This is a genomic window from Sinorhizobium terangae, assembly GCF_009601505.1.
Lineage (GTDB): Bacteria > Pseudomonadota > Alphaproteobacteria > Rhizobiales > Rhizobiaceae > Sinorhizobium > Sinorhizobium terangae.
In genome coordinates, this window is record NZ_WITC01000045.1 from 36,105 (window position 1) to 55,123 (window position 19,019).

12 protein-coding genes are annotated in these 19,019 nt (G+C 63.4%); 7 read left to right on the plus strand and 5 right to left on the minus strand.

Going from position 1 to position 19,019, the window contains the following annotated elements; genetic code table 11:
* The 4 genes from GHK62_RS12790 to GHK62_RS12805 all read right to left on the minus strand — a co-directional run bounded on the left by GHK62_RS12790 (position 1) and on the right by GHK62_RS12805 (position 5,102).
* On the minus strand, positions 1–2,385 hold the full coding sequence (locus GHK62_RS12790) for an aldehyde dehydrogenase family protein (RefSeq protein ID WP_153439578.1): 2,385 nt from the start codon (positions 2,383–2,385) through the stop codon (positions 1–3).
* 5 nt (positions 2,386–2,390) lie between these two features.
* Entirely contained in the window at positions 2,391–3,404 is a 1,014-nt protein-coding gene (gene deoC / locus GHK62_RS12795) for a deoxyribose-phosphate aldolase (RefSeq protein ID WP_153439579.1), read from the minus strand.
* 143 nt (positions 3,405–3,547) lie between these two features.
* On the minus strand, positions 3,548–4,273 hold the full coding sequence (locus tag GHK62_RS12800; RefSeq protein ID WP_153439580.1) for a DeoR family transcriptional regulator: 726 nt from the start codon (positions 4,271–4,273) through the stop codon (positions 3,548–3,550).
* Between the two features lie 121 nt (positions 4,274–4,394).
* On the minus strand, positions 4,395–5,102 hold the full coding sequence (locus GHK62_RS12805; RefSeq protein WP_153439581.1) for a GntR family transcriptional regulator: 708 nt from the start codon (positions 5,100–5,102) through the stop codon (positions 4,395–4,397).
* Positions 5,103–5,356: 254 nt separating this feature from the next.
* Here GHK62_RS12805 and GHK62_RS12810 point away from each other — a divergent pair, with 254 nt between their 5' ends.
* The 7 genes from GHK62_RS12810 (at position 5,357) to pbpC (ending at position 18,601) form a co-directional block, all read left to right on the plus strand.
* On the plus strand, positions 5,357–6,445 hold the full coding sequence (locus GHK62_RS12810) for an ABC transporter ATP-binding protein (RefSeq protein ID WP_153439582.1): 1,089 nt from the start codon (positions 5,357–5,359) through the stop codon (positions 6,443–6,445).
* Between the two features lie 81 nt (positions 6,446–6,526).
* Positions 6,527–7,825 carry an ABC transporter substrate-binding protein gene (locus GHK62_RS12815; protein WP_153439583.1) on the plus strand — a complete coding sequence of 433 codons (1,299 nt, stop codon included), beginning with the start codon at positions 6,527–6,529 and terminating at the stop codon, positions 7,823–7,825.
* A 240-nt stretch (positions 7,826–8,065) separates the two neighbouring features.
* On the plus strand, positions 8,066–8,974 hold the full coding sequence (locus GHK62_RS12820; RefSeq protein ID WP_153439584.1) for an ABC transporter permease: 909 nt from the start codon (positions 8,066–8,068) through the stop codon (positions 8,972–8,974).
* A gap of 1 nt (position 8,975) precedes the next feature.
* Positions 8,976–9,797, plus strand: a complete 822-nt coding sequence (locus tag GHK62_RS12825; protein WP_153439585.1) for an ABC transporter permease — start codon at positions 8,976–8,978, stop codon at positions 9,795–9,797.
* A gap of 5 nt (positions 9,798–9,802) precedes the next feature.
* Positions 9,803–10,534, plus strand: a complete 732-nt coding sequence (locus tag GHK62_RS12830) for an aspartate/glutamate racemase family protein (protein ID WP_153439586.1) — start codon at positions 9,803–9,805, stop codon at positions 10,532–10,534.
* 160 nt (positions 10,535–10,694) lie between these two features.
* Positions 10,695–16,151, plus strand: a complete 5,457-nt coding sequence (locus GHK62_RS12835; RefSeq protein ID WP_153439604.1) for an alpha-2-macroglobulin family protein — start codon at positions 10,695–10,697, stop codon at positions 16,149–16,151.
* Positions 16,152–16,564: 413 nt separating this feature from the next.
* Positions 16,565–18,601, plus strand: coding sequence for a penicillin-binding protein 1C (gene pbpC, locus GHK62_RS12840; protein ID WP_234886872.1), 2,037 nt, complete (start codon positions 16,565–16,567; stop codon positions 18,599–18,601).
* 108 nt (positions 18,602–18,709) lie between these two features.
* Here pbpC and GHK62_RS12845 read toward each other — a convergent pair whose 3' ends face one another.
* Positions 18,710–19,015 (minus strand): DUF982 domain-containing protein, encoded by a 306-nt coding sequence (locus GHK62_RS12845; RefSeq protein ID WP_153439587.1) that lies wholly within the window; start codon positions 19,013–19,015, stop codon positions 18,710–18,712.
* Positions 19,016–19,019: the final 4 nt, after the last annotated feature.

The following is a 19,019-nucleotide window of genomic DNA, read 5'->3' on the forward strand; positions in this document are numbered from 1 at the left end:
CTACTCGCCGTAGGGGATCCAGATGTTCTTGACGTCGACGGCACGGCGCAGGAAAGCCGGGCCCTCGGCAGCCGTCCGGTCCATCCAGTCGATCGCCATGCCGTAGTCGACAAAGGTGCGCTTCAGGTTGCCGACGGAGAGCTTCTCGACCAGCGCCGAGAGTTCCGGTGAGCCGAAAGCCCAGAGCGCATCGACGTCGTTGTGGGCGGCAAGCGTCTTGGCGAGTTCGACCGCCGATCCGGTGACGATATTGATGACGCCAGCCGGCACATCCGAGGTTTCAAGCACGGAATAGAAATCCGTTGCCGCCAGCGGATGCTGCTCACTCGGAACGGCGATGACGCGGTTGCCGACGGCGATCAACGGCGCCACGAGGCTGACAAGCCCAAGCAGCGGTGCCTCGGGCGGGCAGATGGCGCCGACGACGCCCTGCGGCTCCGGCATCGCCAGCGCAACGCCGCGCAGCGGCGGCTGGTGCACGACGCCCTCGTATTTGTCCGCCCAGGCGCCATAGGTGAAAAGACGCGAGATCGCAGCGTCCACCTCGGCCCTCGCACCGGCTGCCGAGGCGCCGGTCATGGCGGCGATGCGATCGGCAAATTCCGCCGCGCGGCCGCTTAGGTTTTCGGCGATGTAATAGAGGATCTGCGCACGGTTATGGGTCGTTGCAGAAGACCAGGCCGATGCGGCCTGCGCTGCGACGACGGCGTTGCGGATGTCCTTGCGGTTGCCTTCGCCGACCTCGCCGATCACCTTGCCCTTGGAGGAAAGCACCGGCCGCGAATAGTTTCCATCCGGCCGCGCCTGCTTGCCGCCGATGAAGAGCTTTGCGGTGCGGTCGAGCGCCGGCATGGAGAAGTCGCCCGCGGCCGCTTTCACGATCGGCGCGGCCGGAACGGACCGGAGCTTGCGCCCGACCCAGGCCTTCGGCTTCAGATATTCATAGCAGCCCTCGCGCCCGCCCTCACGACCGAAGCCGGACTCGCGTTTTCCCCCGAAGCCGGCCGCCGCGTCGAAGAGATTGGTGGCATTGACCCAGACGACGCCGGCCGCAAGCTTCGCGGCCACATGCAAAGCGAGCCCGATCGTTTCACTCCAGACGCTGGCGGCAAGGCCATAGCGCGTATGATTGGCGAGCTGGATCGCCTCTTCCGGCGTGCGGAAGGTCATGGAAACCGCCACCGGACCGAAGATTTCCTCGGTGGCGACGATCGAGGTCGGCTGAACGTTCGTGAGCAGCGTCGGCGGATAGAAGCTGCCGCCCTTCGGCAGGTCGATCTTGGGCTGGTGCAGCGACGCGCCCTCGGTCACACCCTGGGCTACAAGGCTCTCAATCCGCTGCAACTGCACCGGCGCCACGATTGCCGCCATATCGATCGCCTTGTCCAGCGGTTGGCCGACGCGCAGCGTTCCCATGCGTCGCGTCAGGCGCTCATAAAAAAGCGGTGCGATGCCCTCCTGAACGAGAAGGCGGGAACCGGCACAGCAGACCTGGCCCTGATTGAACCAGATGGCATCGACGACGCCTTCGACCGCCCCGTCGATATCGGCATCGTCGAAGATGATGAAGGGTGACTTGCCGCCGAGTTCCAGCGTCAGAGACTTGCCGGTTCCGGCGGTCTTCTCGCGGATGAGGCGGCCGACCTCGGTCGAACCGGTAAAGGCGATCTTGTCGATATCCTCATGCTCGACGATCAGCGCGCCGGTTTCGCCCTCGCCCGTCACCACGTTCAGGACGCCCGGCGGCAACCCGGCCGCGGCGGCGAGATCGGCGAAGAGAAGCGCCGTCAACGGCGTGAATTCGGCCGGCTTCAGGATGACCGTGTTGCCGAGCGCCAGCGCCGGCGCGACCTTCCAGGCCAGCATCAGGAAGGGGAAGTTCCACGGGATGACCTGACCGACGACGCCGACCGGCACCTGATCGGCGAACTCGGTCTCCTGGAGCTGCGCCCAGCCGGCGTGGTGATAGAAGTGACGGGCGGCAAGCGGAATGTCGATGTCGCGCGTCTCGCGGATCGGCTTGCCGTTGTCGATCGCTTCGACCACTGCGATCAGACGCGCGTGGCGCTGGATCATGCGGGCCAGCGCGTAGAGGTGACGCGCACGCGCATGGCCGGGCAACTTCGCCCATGCGCCCTGCGCCTTGCGGGCGGCGCCAACCGCGCTGTTGACGTCCTCGCGGCCGCCGAGCGCGATCTTGGCGAGCAAGGCCCCGGTCGCAGGCTCGTAGGTATCGAACGTCTTTCCAGACGCCGAAGCGACGAAGGCGCCGTTGATGAAGTGGCCGAACACGCCCTTGTGGCGCGCGAGCCATGCACGCGCCTCGGTGTCGGCCTCAGGTGCGGGACCATAGGACATTTCGTCAAAATACCTGGCAACCGTCATCAGGATTATCCTATCGGGTGTCTGTTGAGGGCCGAGTAGGCGCCGCTGACATGATGCTCGAGCTGGCGTTCGATATCGGCAAGCAGGCTCGATGCCCCGATGCGGAAGAGATCGGGTTCCAGCCATTCACGGCCAAGTTCGTCCTTCATGAGGAATTGATAGTTCAGCACATCTTTCGCCGCCGAGATGCCGCCGGCCGGCTTGTAGCCGACCTTGAGCCCGGTGCGCTCCTGATAGGCCCGGATCATTCTCAGCATGACGAGCGTTACGAGCAGCGTCGCGTTGACACCCTCCTTGCCCGTCGAGGTCTTGATGAAGTCGGCGCCGGCCATCATGCAGACGAGCGATGCGCGCGCCACATTGCGCAGGGTCTTGAGATCGCCGGTCGCGAGGATCGCCTTGACATGAGCGTCTCCGCAAGCCGCGCGGAAATCGCGCATCTCGTCGTAGAGCGCCTGCCAATTGCCGGTCAGCACATGCTCGCGCGTGATGACGATATCGATCTCCCGCGCGCCATCGGCGACGGAGGCCTCGATCTCCTTCAACTTCACGTCGTGCGGCACGAGACCCGCCGGAAAGCCGGTGGAGACGGCGGCAACCGGAATACCTGAACCTTCAAGCGCATCTACCGCCGTCGAAACGAAGCGATGATAGACGCAGACGGCACCGGTCGTGATGCCGCGATCGCCCATGCCGAGCGCATCGAGAATGTCCTGTCGCACTGGCTGGCGCGCCTTGGCGCATAGCCGCCTGACGCGCTCGGTCGTGTCGTCGCCATTGAGCGTGGTAAGATCGATGCAGGTCACCGCCTTCAGCAGCCAGGCGGCCTGGGCGTCCTTCTTGACCGTACGCCGCCCCGGCAGTGTCGCAACACGCCGTTCGGCAGCCGACAGATTGACACGCTGATCGACCACCCACGAAAGGTCGAGCTCGATGCCATCATTGCGCGGCCAATTGTGACCCGCACCGACGATCTTAGCGGATGCCGCCGCCGTGCTCTTCACAGCAAGGTCTTCCAAACGACTACTCCTCGTATCGCCGATGTCGCCCTCGGGCGCGCATCTTCGCAGCTTTTGTCCGCCTTGGCGATGTTGTTATCTTTTTATCTATTTATGTTAGAATTCCACCAAAGCGCCGATCTGTCAAGCAAAGCGCGAAGCGCCTATCCGACCGCCGTCTCGCCGTCTTCCGTGATCACCGCCCGAAAGGCGCCCGTGGGCGCGAAAAAGGCCGGCTTCAGCTTGCCGATCTTGCTGCGATCGACGACGAGGTAATTTTCCCGAGCGAGCGAGATCACCTTCTGCTTGATCGACACCTCGTGGAAATGGACGCAGGTCGCGCCCCGCTGTCGGTCGATCCCGGCGGCGGAGAGAAACGCGACGTTGATACCAAGCCGATCAAGCGTCTCCAGGCCGGAATCGCCTGAAAAGGATGCCGACGACGGATGAAAAAGACCACCCAGCATGACGATCCGCACATTGGGTTTCCGGGTCAGGCGGTCGGCCACGTTCAACGAATAACAGACTGCCGTTATTGAATAATCTTCCGGAATCAGATCGACGAGGTATTCAAGCGTCGTGCCGCAGTCGATGAAGATCGTCTCATCGGGACGAATATACCGTGCGGCATGGACGCAGGCCTCGCGCTTGGCGGCCGCATGGCTGTCAGCCGCGCGCGCAAGCTCATAGGGAATGTCGCTTTCGATATCGGCCGCGGGAACGATGTGCCCCCCGAGATAGCCGAAAAGCCCGGGATTGTCGGCAACGTCGCGGCGCACCGTCATTTCCGATACGCCAAGCAGCGCGGCGGCCTCTTTCAGATGAAGCACGCGGCGCGCCGAAAGCGCGTCGGTCAAGGTCGTGATACGTGTCGACTTGCGACTGGTCATCGATCCCGGTTCTCGCAATCCAGCATGTGAGCGGGAGCTCGCTAGAAATTTCTTTGTGAGAATTATCACAGAATCCATCACATCGGCAAGCGGCCTTCCAATCGGTCACCTGGATGCGGCCCTAGAGGCTCAGCACGTCTTTCAGGTCACCACTTTTCTTCGCTCGGAGATCGAGGTCGGCTTCGATGTGATCGATATGTTCTAGCATCAGCCTGCAGGCGGCCTCGACATCTCCTTTCTCTAAGGCGTCGATGATCTGCTGATGCTCGGCATGACCGCAGCTTGAGACCACCGACTGGCCGTAAAGCGCAATCACCAGCGAGGAACGCGCAATGAGTTCGTCCATAAAACGCTGGAGAATGGCATTTCCGGTGATCGCCGCGAGCGCCAGGTGAACGTCGCCGGAGGCCTTGATCTCCGCCCGGCGCGCCGACTGGCCACGCTCATTGGTTAGCCGCTCCTCTGCGGCAAGCAGCGCACGCAACTCCTTGATATGTCGCTTCTCCAGATGACGGGCCGCCTCGCGTAAAAGGCCCGGCTCGATAAGTCGGCGCGTCGCGAATATCTGCTGCGCCTCAGCAACCGAGGGGTAGGCGACGAAGGCGCCGCGGTTCTTTTCGACCGTCACGAGCCCTTCGTAGGAAAGGGCCTGGAGCGCGGCGCGCACGACCGTGCGGCTGACGTTGAAAAGGCCGCCGACGTCGTTTTCGGAAAGCTTCGTTCCGGGCGCCAACCGCCGCTCGACGATCGCCTCGCGGATCACGTCACGGATATGCTGGGCGCCGGTGTCGATGGCGTTTTCTGCCGGGGCAAGAGTGGCTGAGGTCATGGGGCTGGGAATCCGAACAATGTTGACACTCTAACGCGGCGCACGCCGGAAGTGAATCATTAATTGTGCTCAACTCGGCTTTCAATTGTATACAATATTGGGCAGTCTTTGCCGACGACCGCCTACAAAATGTGCAACCGCTCAGGCCAAACCCGCCGGCCGATCGCGGCATCCGAAAACGTGGCCATGGATATCAGGCTTTTTAGCAAACTGGCACGCTTGATGCTTCTCTCCTGTCGCAAGGAGAAAACGCCATGTCAAAAGCGGCAGAGATCGATATTGCCTCCGTTTCCAAGATCTACGGATCGACCACCGCCGTCCATTCGATCAGCCTAAAGATTCCCGCCGGCAGCTATTGCTGCTTTCTCGGACCCTCCGGCTGCGGCAAGACATCGACGCTGCGCATGATTGCCGGTCACGAGAGCATTTCGTCCGGCGACATTCGTCTCGGCAATACCGTGGTCACGGATTTTCCGCCGGCGAAACGCGGCACGGCGATGATGTTCCAGTCCTACGCGCTGTTCCCTCATCTCGATCTCGTCGACAACGTGGCCTTCAGCCTGAAGATGAAGGGCATAGAAAGGGATGAGCGCCGGGCGAAGGCGCTGGAAATGCTGAAGCTCATGCAGATGGAGGCCTATTCGACGCGTCGCCCGGCGCAGCTTTCCGGCGGCCAGCAGCAGCGCGTGGCGCTTGCCCGGGCGCTCATCACAGATCCGGAGGCGCTGCTGCTCGACGAGCCGCTCTCCGCGCTCGATCCCTTCCTGAAGATCCGGATGCGGGCAGAGTTGAAGAAGCTGCAAAAGACGCTCGGTATCACCTTCGTCCATGTGACGCACAGCCAGGAAGAGGCGATGGCGCTGGCCGACCTGATCGTCATCATGAACAACGGCCGCATCGAGCAGGCGGCCAAGCCACGCACCGTTTTCGAAAAGCCGGCAACCGCCTTCGTTGCCCGCTTCATGGGCGACCATAACGTGCTTTCCGGCCGCATCACGGCGATCGGGGACGGCATAGTGACGCTGCAGGTGCCCGAAGGCCAGACCTTTGCCGTACGCGATATCGCGCAGGAGGTCGGCAAGCCGATCGACATCGGCATCCGCACCGATCGCGTGCGTCTCGAACCGGCCTCGGAAAGATCACTGGGCCTCCAAGGTGTCGTCTCGAATGTCGAATATCGCGGCGCTTCCGTGAGGATCACCGTGATCGGCGCCGGCAGCGACGACTTCACCGTGATCCTCTCCGACGCGGACTACTTCAGGAAACCGGTCTCCGTGGGCGAAGCGGTGTCCTTGAGCTGGGCCTTGGAGGACGTGATCCCTCTCGGCCGTCTTTCGGCATAGCGAGAAGAGGAAACGCGCGATGCGTTTTCGCCCGCGCCTTGCTCACAAACAACCACCAACCACCAAGAAGGGGAACTGCGTATGACAACCGAAGCCAAGACACTGAAAGCCCAAAAGGGCATCTCCCGACGCTCGCTGCTTAAGACGGGCGCTGCCGCCGTTGGCGCCATCGCCGGATCCGGCGTTATCACCGGATTCCCGACCATCTGGGCGCAGAACCCGATCACGCTCCGCCAGTTCGGTACCGGCGTTTCGAACATCAACGCGATCGCCGAGAAGTGCAAACAGGACCTTGGCATCACGCTGGAAATGACGGCGACCGACTCCGACGCCGCCGCCCAGCGCGCCGTCACCCAGCCGGACTCCTACGACATCGCCGACATCGAATACTGGATCGCCAAGAAGGTCTTCCCGGCTGGCGTCATGCAGCCGATGGATGTCACCAAGATCAAATATTACGACAAGATCGTGCCGCTCTTCATCAACGGCAAGCTGAAGCCGGACAGCGTAATCGCCCAGGGCACCGCGCCGCACACCGTCGGCTTCGTCGAAGCGCAGGACTCCAAGACCTTCGCCAAGGCGCCGACGCAATGGATGACCCTCATCCCGACCATCTACAATGCCGACACCCTCGGCATCCGTCCGGATCTCGTCGGTCGCGAGATCACGACCTGGGCCGACATCATGGATCCCGCCTTCAAAGGCAAGACGGCGCTCCTCAACATCCCTTCGATCGGCATTATGGACGCCGCCATGATCATGGAGGCCATGGGCAAGATCAAATATGCCGACAAGGGCAACATGACGACGGATGAAATCGACCAGACCATCGATTTCCTCATCAAGGCCAAGCAGGATGGCCAGTTCCGTGCCTTCTGGAAGTCCTTCGACGAGAGCGTCAACCTGATGGCTTCGGGCGAAGTCGTCATCCAGTCCATGTGGTCGCCGGCCGTCGCCGCCGTCCGCTCCAAGGGGATCGCCTGCAAATACCAGCCGCTGAAAGAGGGCTATCGCGCCTGGGGCGGCGGGCTCGGTCTTGCCGCCCACCTGCAGGGCGCCCAGCTCGACGCCGCTTACGAATACATCAATTGGTATCTCTCCGGCTGGGTCGGGGCCTATCTCAACCGCCAGGGTTACTACTCCGCCGCCATGGAGACGGCCAAAGCGCACATGTCCGAGGACGAGTGGGGCTTCTGGGTCGAGGGCAAGCCGGCAAAGGGCGACATCCTCTCTCCGGAGGGCAAGGTCATGGAAAAGGCCGGTGCCGTCCGCGACGGCGGCTCGTTCGAGGAACGTATGGGCAAGGTCGCGTGCTGGAACTCCGTGATGGACGAGGACCGCTACATGGTCCGCCGCTGGAACGAGTTCATCGCGGCGTAGAGGAGATTTGGCCTCACGTTAAGCGATCGCCTCTTATCGGAGGCGATTGCCCCTCACCCTTGCCCTCTCGCCGCACGCGGGGAGAGGGGACGAGGGGCGCGGCTCCCGCACTTTCTCTTCGCGAGGGAAAAGGTAGGACGAGGACAGCGCCGTAAGTCCCTTTCTCCCCGCGAGCGGGGAGAAGGTGCCGGCAGGCGGATGAGGGGCAGTTTCCAAGGCAAAATTGTAAAGGGATTGAGTATGACAGCCGTCGCAAGCTCAGGAGAAATCAAGGCCGGCAAGGCACCACGCTTCCTCGCCGCACCACAATGGCTGATCGCCTATCTCCAGGCGACGCCGCTCTTCCTGATCCTCGGCTTCTTCTTCATCCTGCCGATCCTGACCATCTTCGTCGTCAGTTTCTGGGACTACGACTTCGCGGGCATCTACCCGGATTTGCTGACAATGAACTATACGGACACGCTTGGCTCGTGGGTGACGTGGAAGACCTATCTCAACACGCTGAAATTCACGGCGATCACCTGGGCGCTGACGCTCGTGATCGGCTTCTGGGTCGCCTACTTCCTCGCCTTCCACATCCGCACGACGACGATGCAGATGGTGCTCTTCCTCGTTTGCACCGTGCCGTTCCTCACCTCCAACATCATCCGGATGATCTCCTGGATCCCGGTACTCGGCCGCAACGGCCTCGTCAACTCGACATTGATCGAGCTCGGCATCGTCCCTGAGCCGATCGAATGGCTGCTCTACTCCGATTTTGCCGTCGTGCTCGCCATGGTGCATCTCAACACGCTGTTCATGGTGACGCCGATCTTCAACACGCTGATGCGCATCGATCGCTCGCTGATCGAAGCCGCGCGCGATTGCGGCGCGAGCGGCTCACAGATCCTCTGGAACGTCATCCTGCCGCTGGCAAAGCCGGGTATGGCGATCGGCTCGATCTTCGTCGTGACGCTGGTGATGGCGGATTTTTCCACCGTGCAGGTCATGTCCGGCGGGCAGAGCGCATCGGTCGCGCTGATGATGAAGAACCAGATGTCGCTGCTTCAATATCCAGCGGCGGCCGCCAACGCCGTCGTGCTGCTGATCGTCGTTCTTTTGATGGTCGCCGCGATCCTCCGGGTCGTCGATATCAGGAAGGAGCTTTGAGATGAGCCACGAAAGACGGACTTGGGAATTCTATGTGCTGGCGGCCTTCTTTGCGCTGTTCGTGCTGTTCCTTTACGGACCGTTGTCGGCGGTCCTGATCCTCTCCTTCCAGGGGCCGGACGGCGGTCTCACCTTTCCGCTGAACGGCGTTTCGCTGCACTGGTTCTACAACCTCTTCGAAAAGCAGGCTGTCGGCGATTTCGGCGCCTCGTTCCGCCGGTCGTTCACGCTGGGACTTATGGTCATGGTCGTTAACGTCGTCGTGGCGCTCTTGGCGGGGCTCGCCTTCCGCCACCGCTTCCGCGGCTCGACGACACTCTTCTACGTGACGGTCGCGAGTCTCGTCGTGCCCTCGATCATCATTTCGCTTGGCATCGGCGTCGTCTTCCAGCAGTTCGGGTTAAAGCCCGCTTGGTATTCTTCCGGGTTCGGCGCGCACCTCACCTGGACGCTGCCCTTCGGCGTGCTGATCATGTTCGCCGTCTTCAACCGCTTCTCGCCCGCCTATGAGGAAGCCGCCCGCGACCTCGGCGCAACGCCATGGCAGACCTTCCGTCATGTCGTGCTGCCGATGATCGCGCCGAGCCTCGTCGGCGTCGGCCTCTTCGGCTTTACCCTCTCTTATGACGAGTTTGCCCGCACGCTGATGACGTCGGGCACCTACAACACGCTCCCACTCGAAATCTACGGCATGACGACCAATGTGACGACGCCGGTGCTCTATGCTCTCGGCACGGTCACGACGCTGTTCTCCTTCACCATCATCCTCGTCGCTCTCGCCGTCATCCTCGTGCTCAGGCGTCGGCAGGCAAAGATAAGCTGACATCCATGCGCATTCTGATCGTCAATCCGAACACCACAGCCTCAATGACGGAAAAGGCTGCGCAAGCAGCGCGCGCCGTCGCCGGACATGGGACCGAAATCGTCGCAGCAACCTCCAGAAACGGGCCCGCCTCGATCGAGGGGCACTATGACGGCGCGATTGCTGTACCGGGCCTGCTTCTCGAAATCCGCGCGGGGCAGGCAGCCGGCGCCGATGCCGCCATCATCGCCTGTTTCGATGACACCGGGCTCGAGGCTGCGCGCACCCTCGCCGACATTCCCGTGCTGGGGCTTTGCGAATCCGCCCTGATGACGGCCGCGCTTCTGGCCCAACGCTTCACCGCCGTCACCACGCTGGAGCGCTCCCGCGTTCTTATCGAAAACCTCGTCGTGCGCTATGGCATGGGCGGCCGCGCAAAGGTTCGTGCCGCCGATATTCCGGTGCTCGATCTTGAGGACAAGGACTCGGGCGCGCTCGCCAAGCTCAGGCGCCAGATCGAGTTGGCGCTTACTAAGGACAGAGCCGAAGCGATCGTTCTTGGCTGCGCCGGCATGACCGATCTAGCGCAGCTTCTGCAGCGCGAATACGGCGTCCCGGTCGTCGATGGCGTCTCAGCGGCGGTCAAGCAGGCTGAGGCGCTCGTCGCGCAGGGCCTTACGACCAGCAAGCGCGGTTCCTATGCCGCACCGATTGCAAAACCCTACACCGGTTCGATGCAGGCCTTCGCGCCGGAATAAGCCTGTCCCTGAGCCCCGCCCAATCAATCGCTCAGGTTGCAGCACCGCTCAAGCGACAGTTGCCGCGGGCCTTTGCCGCATGCGCGATTGACAAGCCGGCGAGAAGGTTGACAAAGTGACGCTCCATCGAGACGGGCAGCATCGGGGAGGACTTATGTCTATGCGCGCGTTTGTCGGCCTTTCCACCCTTCTTCTCACGCTCGCCTCCCTCAGTTCACCTGCTGCGGCGGCTGAAACGAGCCGCACAATCGAGATTACGCAAGACGGCGATTATTTCGGGTTCGATCTTCGCACCGAGCAGAATGTCTCGCTTCGGCAGTGCGAGACCGCCTGCATCGCCGACCAGGCCTGCCGCGCCTTCACCTACAATCCAAAGGTGAGGTGGTGCTTCCTGAAATCCGACTTCAATCAGTTGAACACCTTCAAAGGGGCGATCGCCGGCAAAGTCGTCGAGACGGGCAGCGTCCAGCCCGATATCGGCGCGCCATCGCGTCTCTCTTTCATCTCAGACGATCTGTTGCAGCAGGCGCGTGACGTCAAGGCGAACCTGGCGCTCACAGAGGATCAACAGGGTTTCGGCGTCAACGGTCTGATCGAAGCCGCCCGGAGCGAGTTGACAGCCGGCAACATCGAGAATGCGCTGAAAGGCTTTCGCGGTGCGCTGGCGGTAACGCCGGATGACGGCGAATTGTGGCTGGAGACGGCGCGTGCAGCCAACCGGATCACTGGCAACACTGAGATTGCCGGCCAGGCAGCGCTTGCCGCCCTCAACGGCTATCAACTGACCCGCACGACCGAGAGCCGGGCAGACGCGCTCGCCGTTCTCGCCAAATCGCTCGAAAACACAGAGAACTATCGCGCCGCCCTCAACGCCTACAAGGCGAGCCTCGAACTCGTGCAGGCGAAGACGGTCGAAACGGCCTACCTCGATCTCAGGGCGCGGCAGGGGTTCCGCGTCACCGACCATACAATCGATGCCGACAGCGCCAGCCCGCGTGCCTGCGTCCAGTTCTCCGAGCAGCTCGTCAAGAACGGAACGGACTACGCCTCGTTCGTCACTCTCGATGGCAAGGCTCCCAAGGCGGTCGAGGCCAAGGGAAACGAGATTTGCGTCGAGGGCCTGTCGCACGGGCAACGCTACAAGCTTGTGCTGAGGCAGGGCCTGCCCTCCTCCGTCGACGAGGTCATCGAAACGCCCGTCAGTCTCGACATCTATGTCAAGGATCGCTCGCCAATGGTGCGCTTCACCGGCGACAGCTTCGTGCTGCCGTCGACCGCACGGCGCGGCATTCCGATCGTCTCCGTCAACACCGAGAGCGCCAAGCTCAAGCTCTATCGCATCGGCGACCGCGGCATCTCTTCCCTGTTGACCAGTTCGCAGTTCCTGACCCAGCTCGATGGCTACAGCGAAGAGCGCATCAAGGAAGAGAGCGGCGAACTCGTCTGGCAGGGCAGCATCGACATCAAAACAGAACTCAACAAGGAAGTGGTGACCAGCTTCCCGGTGGATGAAGCACTGCCTCAACGCAAACCCGGCGTCTATGTGCTGACGGCAGTCTCGGGCACCGGGCTTAGCCAGGATTGGGACGCCCGCGCCACCCAATGGTTCGTCGTCTCCGATATCGGCATCTCGACCTATGCCGGGACGGATGGACTCACCGTCTTTGCCCGCTCGCTCGCCACCGCCAAGCCGCTCGACGGCGTCGAGCTGCAACTCGTTGCGAAGAACAATGAAGTTCTCGGCACCGCGACGAGCGACGCGGAGGGCAAGGCGACGTTCGCCGCCGGCCTGATGCGCGGCACGGCCAGCATGACACCTGCCGTCATCACCGCGAAGACGAGCGACGCGGATTACGTCTTTCTCGATATGACCCGCGCCGGCTTCGATCTTTCCGATCGCGGCGTCACCGGTCGCGCCGCACCCGGCGCGATCGACCTCTTCGCCTGGACCGAACGGGGTATCTATCGCGTCGGCGAGACGGTGCATGCGGCCGCGCTTGCCCGCGACGTGAACGGCGCGGCGATCGAGAACCTGCCGCTCACCTTCGCCTTCCTGCGCCCGGATGGCGTCGAGGACCGGCGCATGGTCAGCAATGGCGCCAAGCTCGGCGGCCACACGCTCGACCTGCCGATTCCGGAAAACGCGATGCGCGGGACCTGGACCATGCAGATCTTCGCGGATCCGAAAGGGTCCGCGATCGGCGAGAAGCAATTCCTCGTCGACGACTTCGTGCCGGACCGCACCGAGTTCGACCTGACGAGCGAGGCAAGCGAGATCACTGTGGGCACGCCGGTGCCCGTCTCTGTCGAAGGCCGCTTCCTCTATGGCGCGCCCGCTGCCGGACTGACGCTTGAGGGTGAAGTCGCGATCAAGCCGACGCGCGAGAGCGCGGCCTTCAAGGGCTACTTCTTCGGCCTTGCCGACGAGGAGGCGAGCGAAGACACGCGCTTGCCGCTCGAGGCGCTGGAGCCGCTGGATCAGAACGGCAAAGCTGTTTTCGACGTCGATCTGACCGAGGTTCCCTCGACGACGCAGTTGCTGAACGCCAATGTCACCGTGCGCATGCGAGAGGCCGGCGGTCGCGCCGTGGAACGCTCGCTGACGCTGCCGGTCAAGCCCGAAGGGCCGATGGTCGGCATCAAGCCGGAGTTTTCCGGAGATCTTGCCGAAAACTCGGTCGGGCGCTTTCACGTGATTGCGGTCGGGGAGGACGGCACGAAAATACCGATACCCGGCTTGCTCTGGAAGCTGATCAGCGTCGAACGCAATTACCAATGGTATCGGGACGGGAGCGCCTGGAAATACGAGCCAGTCGTCTCCACGAAGCAGGTGGCGAACGGCACTGTCGACGTGGCTGCGGACGGTGGCGAGATCGCCGTGCCGGTCGGCTGGGGCCGCTACCGCCTCGAGATCGAGACGGCTGCGGTCGACGGACCTGCCTCCAGTGTCGAGTTCGATGCTGGCTGGTATGTCGAAGCAACTTCGACTGAAACACCGGACGGGCTGGAGATCGCGCTCGACAAGGAGAGCTACGCGGTCGGCGAGACTGCGAGGCTCAAAGTCTCACCGCGCTTTGCCGGCGAATTGCTGGTCACGGTCGGTACGGAAAGCCTGATCACGATGAAGACGGCGACCATTGCCGAGACCGGCGGCGAGGTGGAATTGCCGGTCACCGCCGAGTGGGGCGGCGGTGCCTATGTCACCGCGACGCTCTATCGCCCCGGTGATGCCCAGGAGAGCCGTATGCCGATGCGGGCGATCGGCATCAAGTGGCTCGCCGTCGATCCGGCGGAGCGCAAGCTCGCCGTCACGCTCGACGCGCCGGAGAAGATGCAGCCGCGCCAGCCCCTCAACGTCAACCTCAAGGTGCGCGGCGCGGGCGCGAACGAGGACGCTTACGTTACGATCGCCGCTGTCGATGTCGGCATCCTGAACCTCACGCGTTACGAGGCACCCGATCCCGACGGCTGGTACTTCGGCCAAAGGCAGCTCGGCCTTGAGATCCGCGACCTCTACGGACGCCTGATCGACGGCTCGCTCGGCGCCACGGGCCGGTTGCGCACCGGCGGCGACGGCGGGCAAGTGCCGCTGCAAGGCAGCCCGCCGACCGAAAAGCTGGTTGCCTTCTTCTCCGGACCGGTGAAGCTCGATGCAGACGGCGAAGCGATGGTCAGCTTCGATATCCCGCAGTTCAACGGCACAGCGCGGGTCATGGCCGTCACCTGGACGAAATCCGGTGTCGGCCATGCGACCAAGGACGTCGTGATCCGCGACCCGGTCGTGGTGACCGCAAGCCTGCCGAAGTTCCTTGCCCCGGCAGACCGCGCCGAACTGAGGCTCGACATTGCCAACACGGATGCACCTGCCGGCGACTATCAATTGCAGGTGACGACCAACGGCCCTGTAGCCGTGGAGCAGACCGGCGCAGCCGAAACCGTGCATCTCGACGCCGGTGGCAAGACCGCCGTGACGCTGCCGCTGACGGGCCAATATCCCGGCAACGGGCTCGTCACCGTGGCACTTTCCAACGCCTCTGGCCTGTCGATCGAGCAGGCGTTGAACGTTCCGGTCCGCCCGGCGGCATTGCCGGTCACCCAGCGGCAGGTGGTCAGCATCGCCGCCGGCAGCAGCCTGACGGTGGACGACCAACTGCTTGCCGACAGCCTGCTGCAGGGCGCGTCCGTCAGTCTCAACGTCACGCGCTCGGCCGCCTTCGATATTCCCGCGCTCCTGATGACGCTCGACCGCTATCCCTATGGCTGCGCGGAACAGACGACGAGTCGCGCCCTGCCTCTGCTCTATCTCAGCGAACTCGCCAAGCAGTCCGGCCTTGCCGACGACGGCGAGGTGACGAAGCGGGTGCAGGAGGCGATCTACCGCGTGCTTGCCTACCAGTCCTCCTCCGGCAGCTTCGGCCTCTGGGGCCCGGGCTCCGGCGATCTCTGGCTCGACGCCTATGTGAGTGATTTCCTGACGCGGGCGCGCGAACAGAAATATGACGTGCCCGAACAGGCGATGGTGCAGGCGCTCGAGAATCTCCAGAATGCGCTGAGCTACGAGACCAACGTCAAGGACCGCGGCAACGAGATCGCCTATGCGCTCTATGTGCTCGCCCGCAATCGCAAGGCGGCGATCAGCGACCTTCGCTATTACGCCGACACGATGCTCGACGATTTCCCGACGCCGCTCGCCAAGGCGCATATCGCCGCGGCACTGGCGCTCTATGGCGATGCGGCCCGCTCTCAGGATATCTTTGCGGCATCCTTGAACATGTCGACCGGCGCCGGCCTCGTCAAAGTCAGCCTTGCCCGGTCCGACTACGGCTCGTCACTGCGCGACGATGCGGCGGTATTGGCGCTCGCGGCCGAAAGCCGTCCCGTACCGGCGATCATTCCGGAGCTTTCCAGGATCGTCGCGCGGGAGTGGCAGCAGGCGCAATATGCGAGCACGCAGGAACAGACCTGGATGTTGCTCGCAGCGCGCGCGATCCAGGGCGGCGACGAGGATATGAAACTCGACATCAACGGCGCGGCGCGCACCGGCAGCTACGCCGCACGCATAACCGGGGATGCGCTCATCGAGCACCCGGTCGTCATTCGCAACAACGGCGCCGACGCAGTCTCCGCCGTGGTGACGACCGTCGCGGCCCCGGCTCAGCCGTTGTCGGCCGGCGGTGATGGCTTCACGATCGAGCGCACCTACTACACGCTCGACGGCGCCGAGGCCAATGTCAGCGAAGCGCGGCAGAACGAGCGTTATGTCGTCGTGCTCAAGGTCACCGAAAGCAACGATTGGCCGTCGCGCGTGCTGATCACCGATCTGCTGCCGGCCGGCTTCGAGATCGACAATCCAAGCCTTGTCGACAGTGCGCAACTCACGAACTTCGAATGGATCGGTGAGGTACAAGCCGCCCACACCGAGTTCCGCAGCGATCGCTTCGTGGCGGCCTTCGATCGCTCGACCGGCGACAACCGGGAGATCACGCTCGCCTATGTCGTACGCGCGGTAACCCCGGGCACCTATGATCATCCGGCGGCAAGCGTGGAGGACATGTACCGGCCGCAATTCTCGGCCCGCACGGCCACCGGGCGCATGGAGGTGCTGGCAGCCCAGTAGATCGCGCGATGACGCTCTGGCAGCTACTTGAACGGATAGTGGGGAGTCGCAAAGGCATCGGTTGGACGTCACCCCCCTCTGCCCTGCCGGGCATCTCCCCCACAAGGGGGGAGAACAGGGATGCACCGACATGCGCCACCTCCGCATCGCACGCGACGGCTGATGCATCATACGCCGAAGCGACTGTCTTCGATGCGGTAGAACTGAGGAGTGACGACGCCCCGTCGGGCGGTCAGGCTGAGTTTATCGAGGATAGGAAGCCGGAAGTCCGCACCTTGCCGATCTCCCCCCTTGTAGGGGAGATGCCCGGCAGGGCAGAGGGGGGTAAAGCCAGTACAATCGATCCAGGTCGTTCCCGACACCTTCCGCGTCGTTACACGACGTTACTGATCACCTTGCCCATTGGGCTCGTCATGGCCGCGCTCGCAATCGTCGCCCTCGAATGGGCGGACAAAGCATTTCCACCGCCGATCGAGCCGGCCGGCGCCGTCTCGGCCGAAGTTCTCGACAAGGACGGGCGTCTGCTACGCGCTTTCGCGACCAAGGATGGCCTGTGGCGGCTGAAGACGACCGTCGACGATGTCGACCCGCGCTTTCTCAGGATGCTGGTCGCCTATGAGGACCAGCGTTTTCGGGAGCACCACGGTGTCGACCCCTTGGCGCTCGGCCGTGCGGCACTGCAGTTCGTCACAAACGGCCGCGTCGTTTCCGGTGCATCGACGCTCTCGATGCAGGTGGCCAGGCTGATCGAGCCGCGCCGGGAGCGGACGCTGCCGGCGAAGCTCCTGCAACTCGCACGCGCCATCCAGATCGAGCGGCGCCTCAGCAAGGACGAAATCCTCGACCTCTACCTGACCCATGCGCCGTACGGCGGCAATCTCGAAGGCGTGCGCGCCGCAAGCCTCGCCTGGTTCGGCAAGGAACCGCGCCGTCTCTCTGTCGCCGAGGCGGCGCTTCTCGTCGCGCTGCCGCAATTGCCGGAAAAGCGTCGTCCCGACCGCAATCTGGCCGCCGCCGAAGCAGCGCGCAAACGGGTCCTCGGCCGTGCCGCGGTCTCCCAAGTGATCGGCGAAGGCGAAGCGGAACGGGCGGCGTTGGCGGCCATACCGACGCGGCGCCTTCAGCTTCCGGCCTATGCGGCACATCTCGCCGAAGTGGCGCTTCGCAAGGAGCCAACAACCTTCCAGCACCATACGACGCTGCGTCGCGACATTCAGCGCGGGCTCGAAGCCGTTGCGCGCGAGGGGGCGGCAAAGCTCGGGCCAAAGGTCTCCGTCGCCATGGTGATGGCCGACGTGCGGAGCGGCGGGATCGTCGGCGAAGTCGGGTCTGCCGATTACTTTGACGCGAGCCGCGCCGGCTGGATCGACATGACGCGGGTCATGCGATCGCCCGGTTCGACGCTAAAGCCCTTCATTTACGGGCTTGCCTTCGAGGAGGGACTGGTCGCCCAGGAAACCATCATCGAGGACCGGCCGGCGGATTTCTTCGGCTATCGCCCGCGCAACTTCGACATGAGCTATCAGGGCGACGTCTCCATCCGGCAGGCGCTGCAGCTCTCTCTCAACGTGCCGGCGATCCGTCTGCTCGATGCTGTCGGACCCGCGCGACTGATGGTGCGTTTCCGCCGGGCGGAGGTGCGGCCCGCCCTGCCGCCCAATGAGGCACCGGGTCTTGCGATCGGCCTCGGCGGCCTCGGCATCACCCTGCGTGACCTCGTTCAGCTTTACGCGGGCCTCGCCAATCGCGGCTGGCCGGTGCGGCTCGGCGACGGCATCGAGGGAAAGGCGGGCCTGATCGACGGAGAGCCGCTGCTCTCGACCGTTGCCGCCTGGCATGTCGCCGATATCCTCTCCGACGTTTTGCCGCCCGCCGACAGCCGGCAGCGCGGCATCGCCTACAAGACCGGTACCAGTTACGGCTATCGCGATGCCTGGTCCGTCGGCTTCGACGGCCGGTACGTACTCGGCGTGTGGGTTGGCCGGCCGGACAACGGCGCAGTACCTGGACTGACCGGTTACGGCGCCGCCGCACCAATCCTGTTCGAAGCTTTCGCCAAATCCGGGATCGCCATCACGCCGCTGCCGGATGCCCCGCCCGGCGCCGTTCGAATTGCTCAGGCCGACCTGCCGATCAGCCAGCGGCGCTTTTCGACGACCGCGAGCGGCTTGCTTTCGGCATCGGCACGCGAGCCGGCCCCTCAGATCGTCTTTCCGCCTGAGGGGGCGCGCGTGGACCTTGGCGCGAGCGGCGGTGAAACGATGACGCCGTTGACCCTCAAGCTGCAGGGCGGTCGCGCGCCGTTCCGATGGCTCGCCAATGGCCGGCCGCTGCCCGATGTCACCCGCCGCCGCATCAGCCAGTGGCTGCCGGACGGCGGCGGCTACTCCACTCTCACGGTTATTGATGCCGTGGGGCGGGCTGCAAGCGTTCGCGTTTTCGTTGAATAATGCCGTTCGCGGATCGTTGAACTGGCGTCAACTGCGGCAGTTTTCGGACGTCTTCGCATCCGTCCACCGATCATCCGTTTTCAATCGGTGGACGGCACTCGCGTTTCCTCACGCACGCCGAGTTGAATTGCCTTCACCCACCTGCTGATGCGCTGGATGGCCGGTCGCCACAATCGGCATTCCGGCTTCAACGCAGGCCGCGACGAAAGCCTCTCGGGCGATCGCGGCCGGCGTCATGCGATTGAGCGCGCCGCGGCAGGTGCGTACCGCACGTTCGTAATGGCGGCCATTGCGTAGCGGCCACTCGTTTTCAAGAAAGTCCAGGGCTTCGTATACGGAATTGAAGGTGTGCTTGATGCCGCTTGAAAGACGTACGGTGAGGGGAGTTGTCCAGGGAATCTCATTGAGAAGCATTTAT

Coding starts and splice junctions, on each gene's coding strand:
- GHK62_RS12790 (WP_153439578.1), bottom strand. CDS start 2,385: ATGACGGTTGCCAGGTATTTTGACGAAATGTCCTATGGTCCCGCACCT.
- GHK62_RS12800 (WP_153439580.1), bottom strand. CDS start 4,273: ATGACCAGTCGCAAGTCGACACGTATCACGACCTTGACCGACGCGCTT.
- GHK62_RS12805 (WP_153439581.1), bottom strand. CDS start 5,102: ATGACCTCAGCCACTCTTGCCCCGGCAGAAAACGCCATCGACACCGGC.
- GHK62_RS12810 (WP_153439582.1), top strand. CDS start 5,357: ATGTCAAAAGCGGCAGAGATCGATATTGCCTCCGTTTCCAAGATCTAC.
- GHK62_RS12815 (WP_153439583.1), top strand. CDS start 6,527: ATGACAACCGAAGCCAAGACACTGAAAGCCCAAAAGGGCATCTCCCGA.
- GHK62_RS12820 (WP_153439584.1), top strand. CDS start 8,066: ATGACAGCCGTCGCAAGCTCAGGAGAAATCAAGGCCGGCAAGGCACCA.
- GHK62_RS12825 (WP_153439585.1), top strand. CDS start 8,976: ATGAGCCACGAAAGACGGACTTGGGAATTCTATGTGCTGGCGGCCTTC.
- GHK62_RS12830 (WP_153439586.1), top strand. CDS start 9,803: ATGCGCATTCTGATCGTCAATCCGAACACCACAGCCTCAATGACGGAA.
- GHK62_RS12835 (WP_153439604.1), top strand. CDS start 10,695: ATGCGCGCGTTTGTCGGCCTTTCCACCCTTCTTCTCACGCTCGCCTCC.
- pbpC (WP_234886872.1), top strand. CDS start 16,565: ATGGCCGCGCTCGCAATCGTCGCCCTCGAATGGGCGGACAAAGCATTT.
- GHK62_RS12845 (WP_153439587.1), bottom strand. CDS start 19,015: ATGCTTCTCAATGAGATTCCCTGGACAACTCCCCTCACCGTACGTCTT.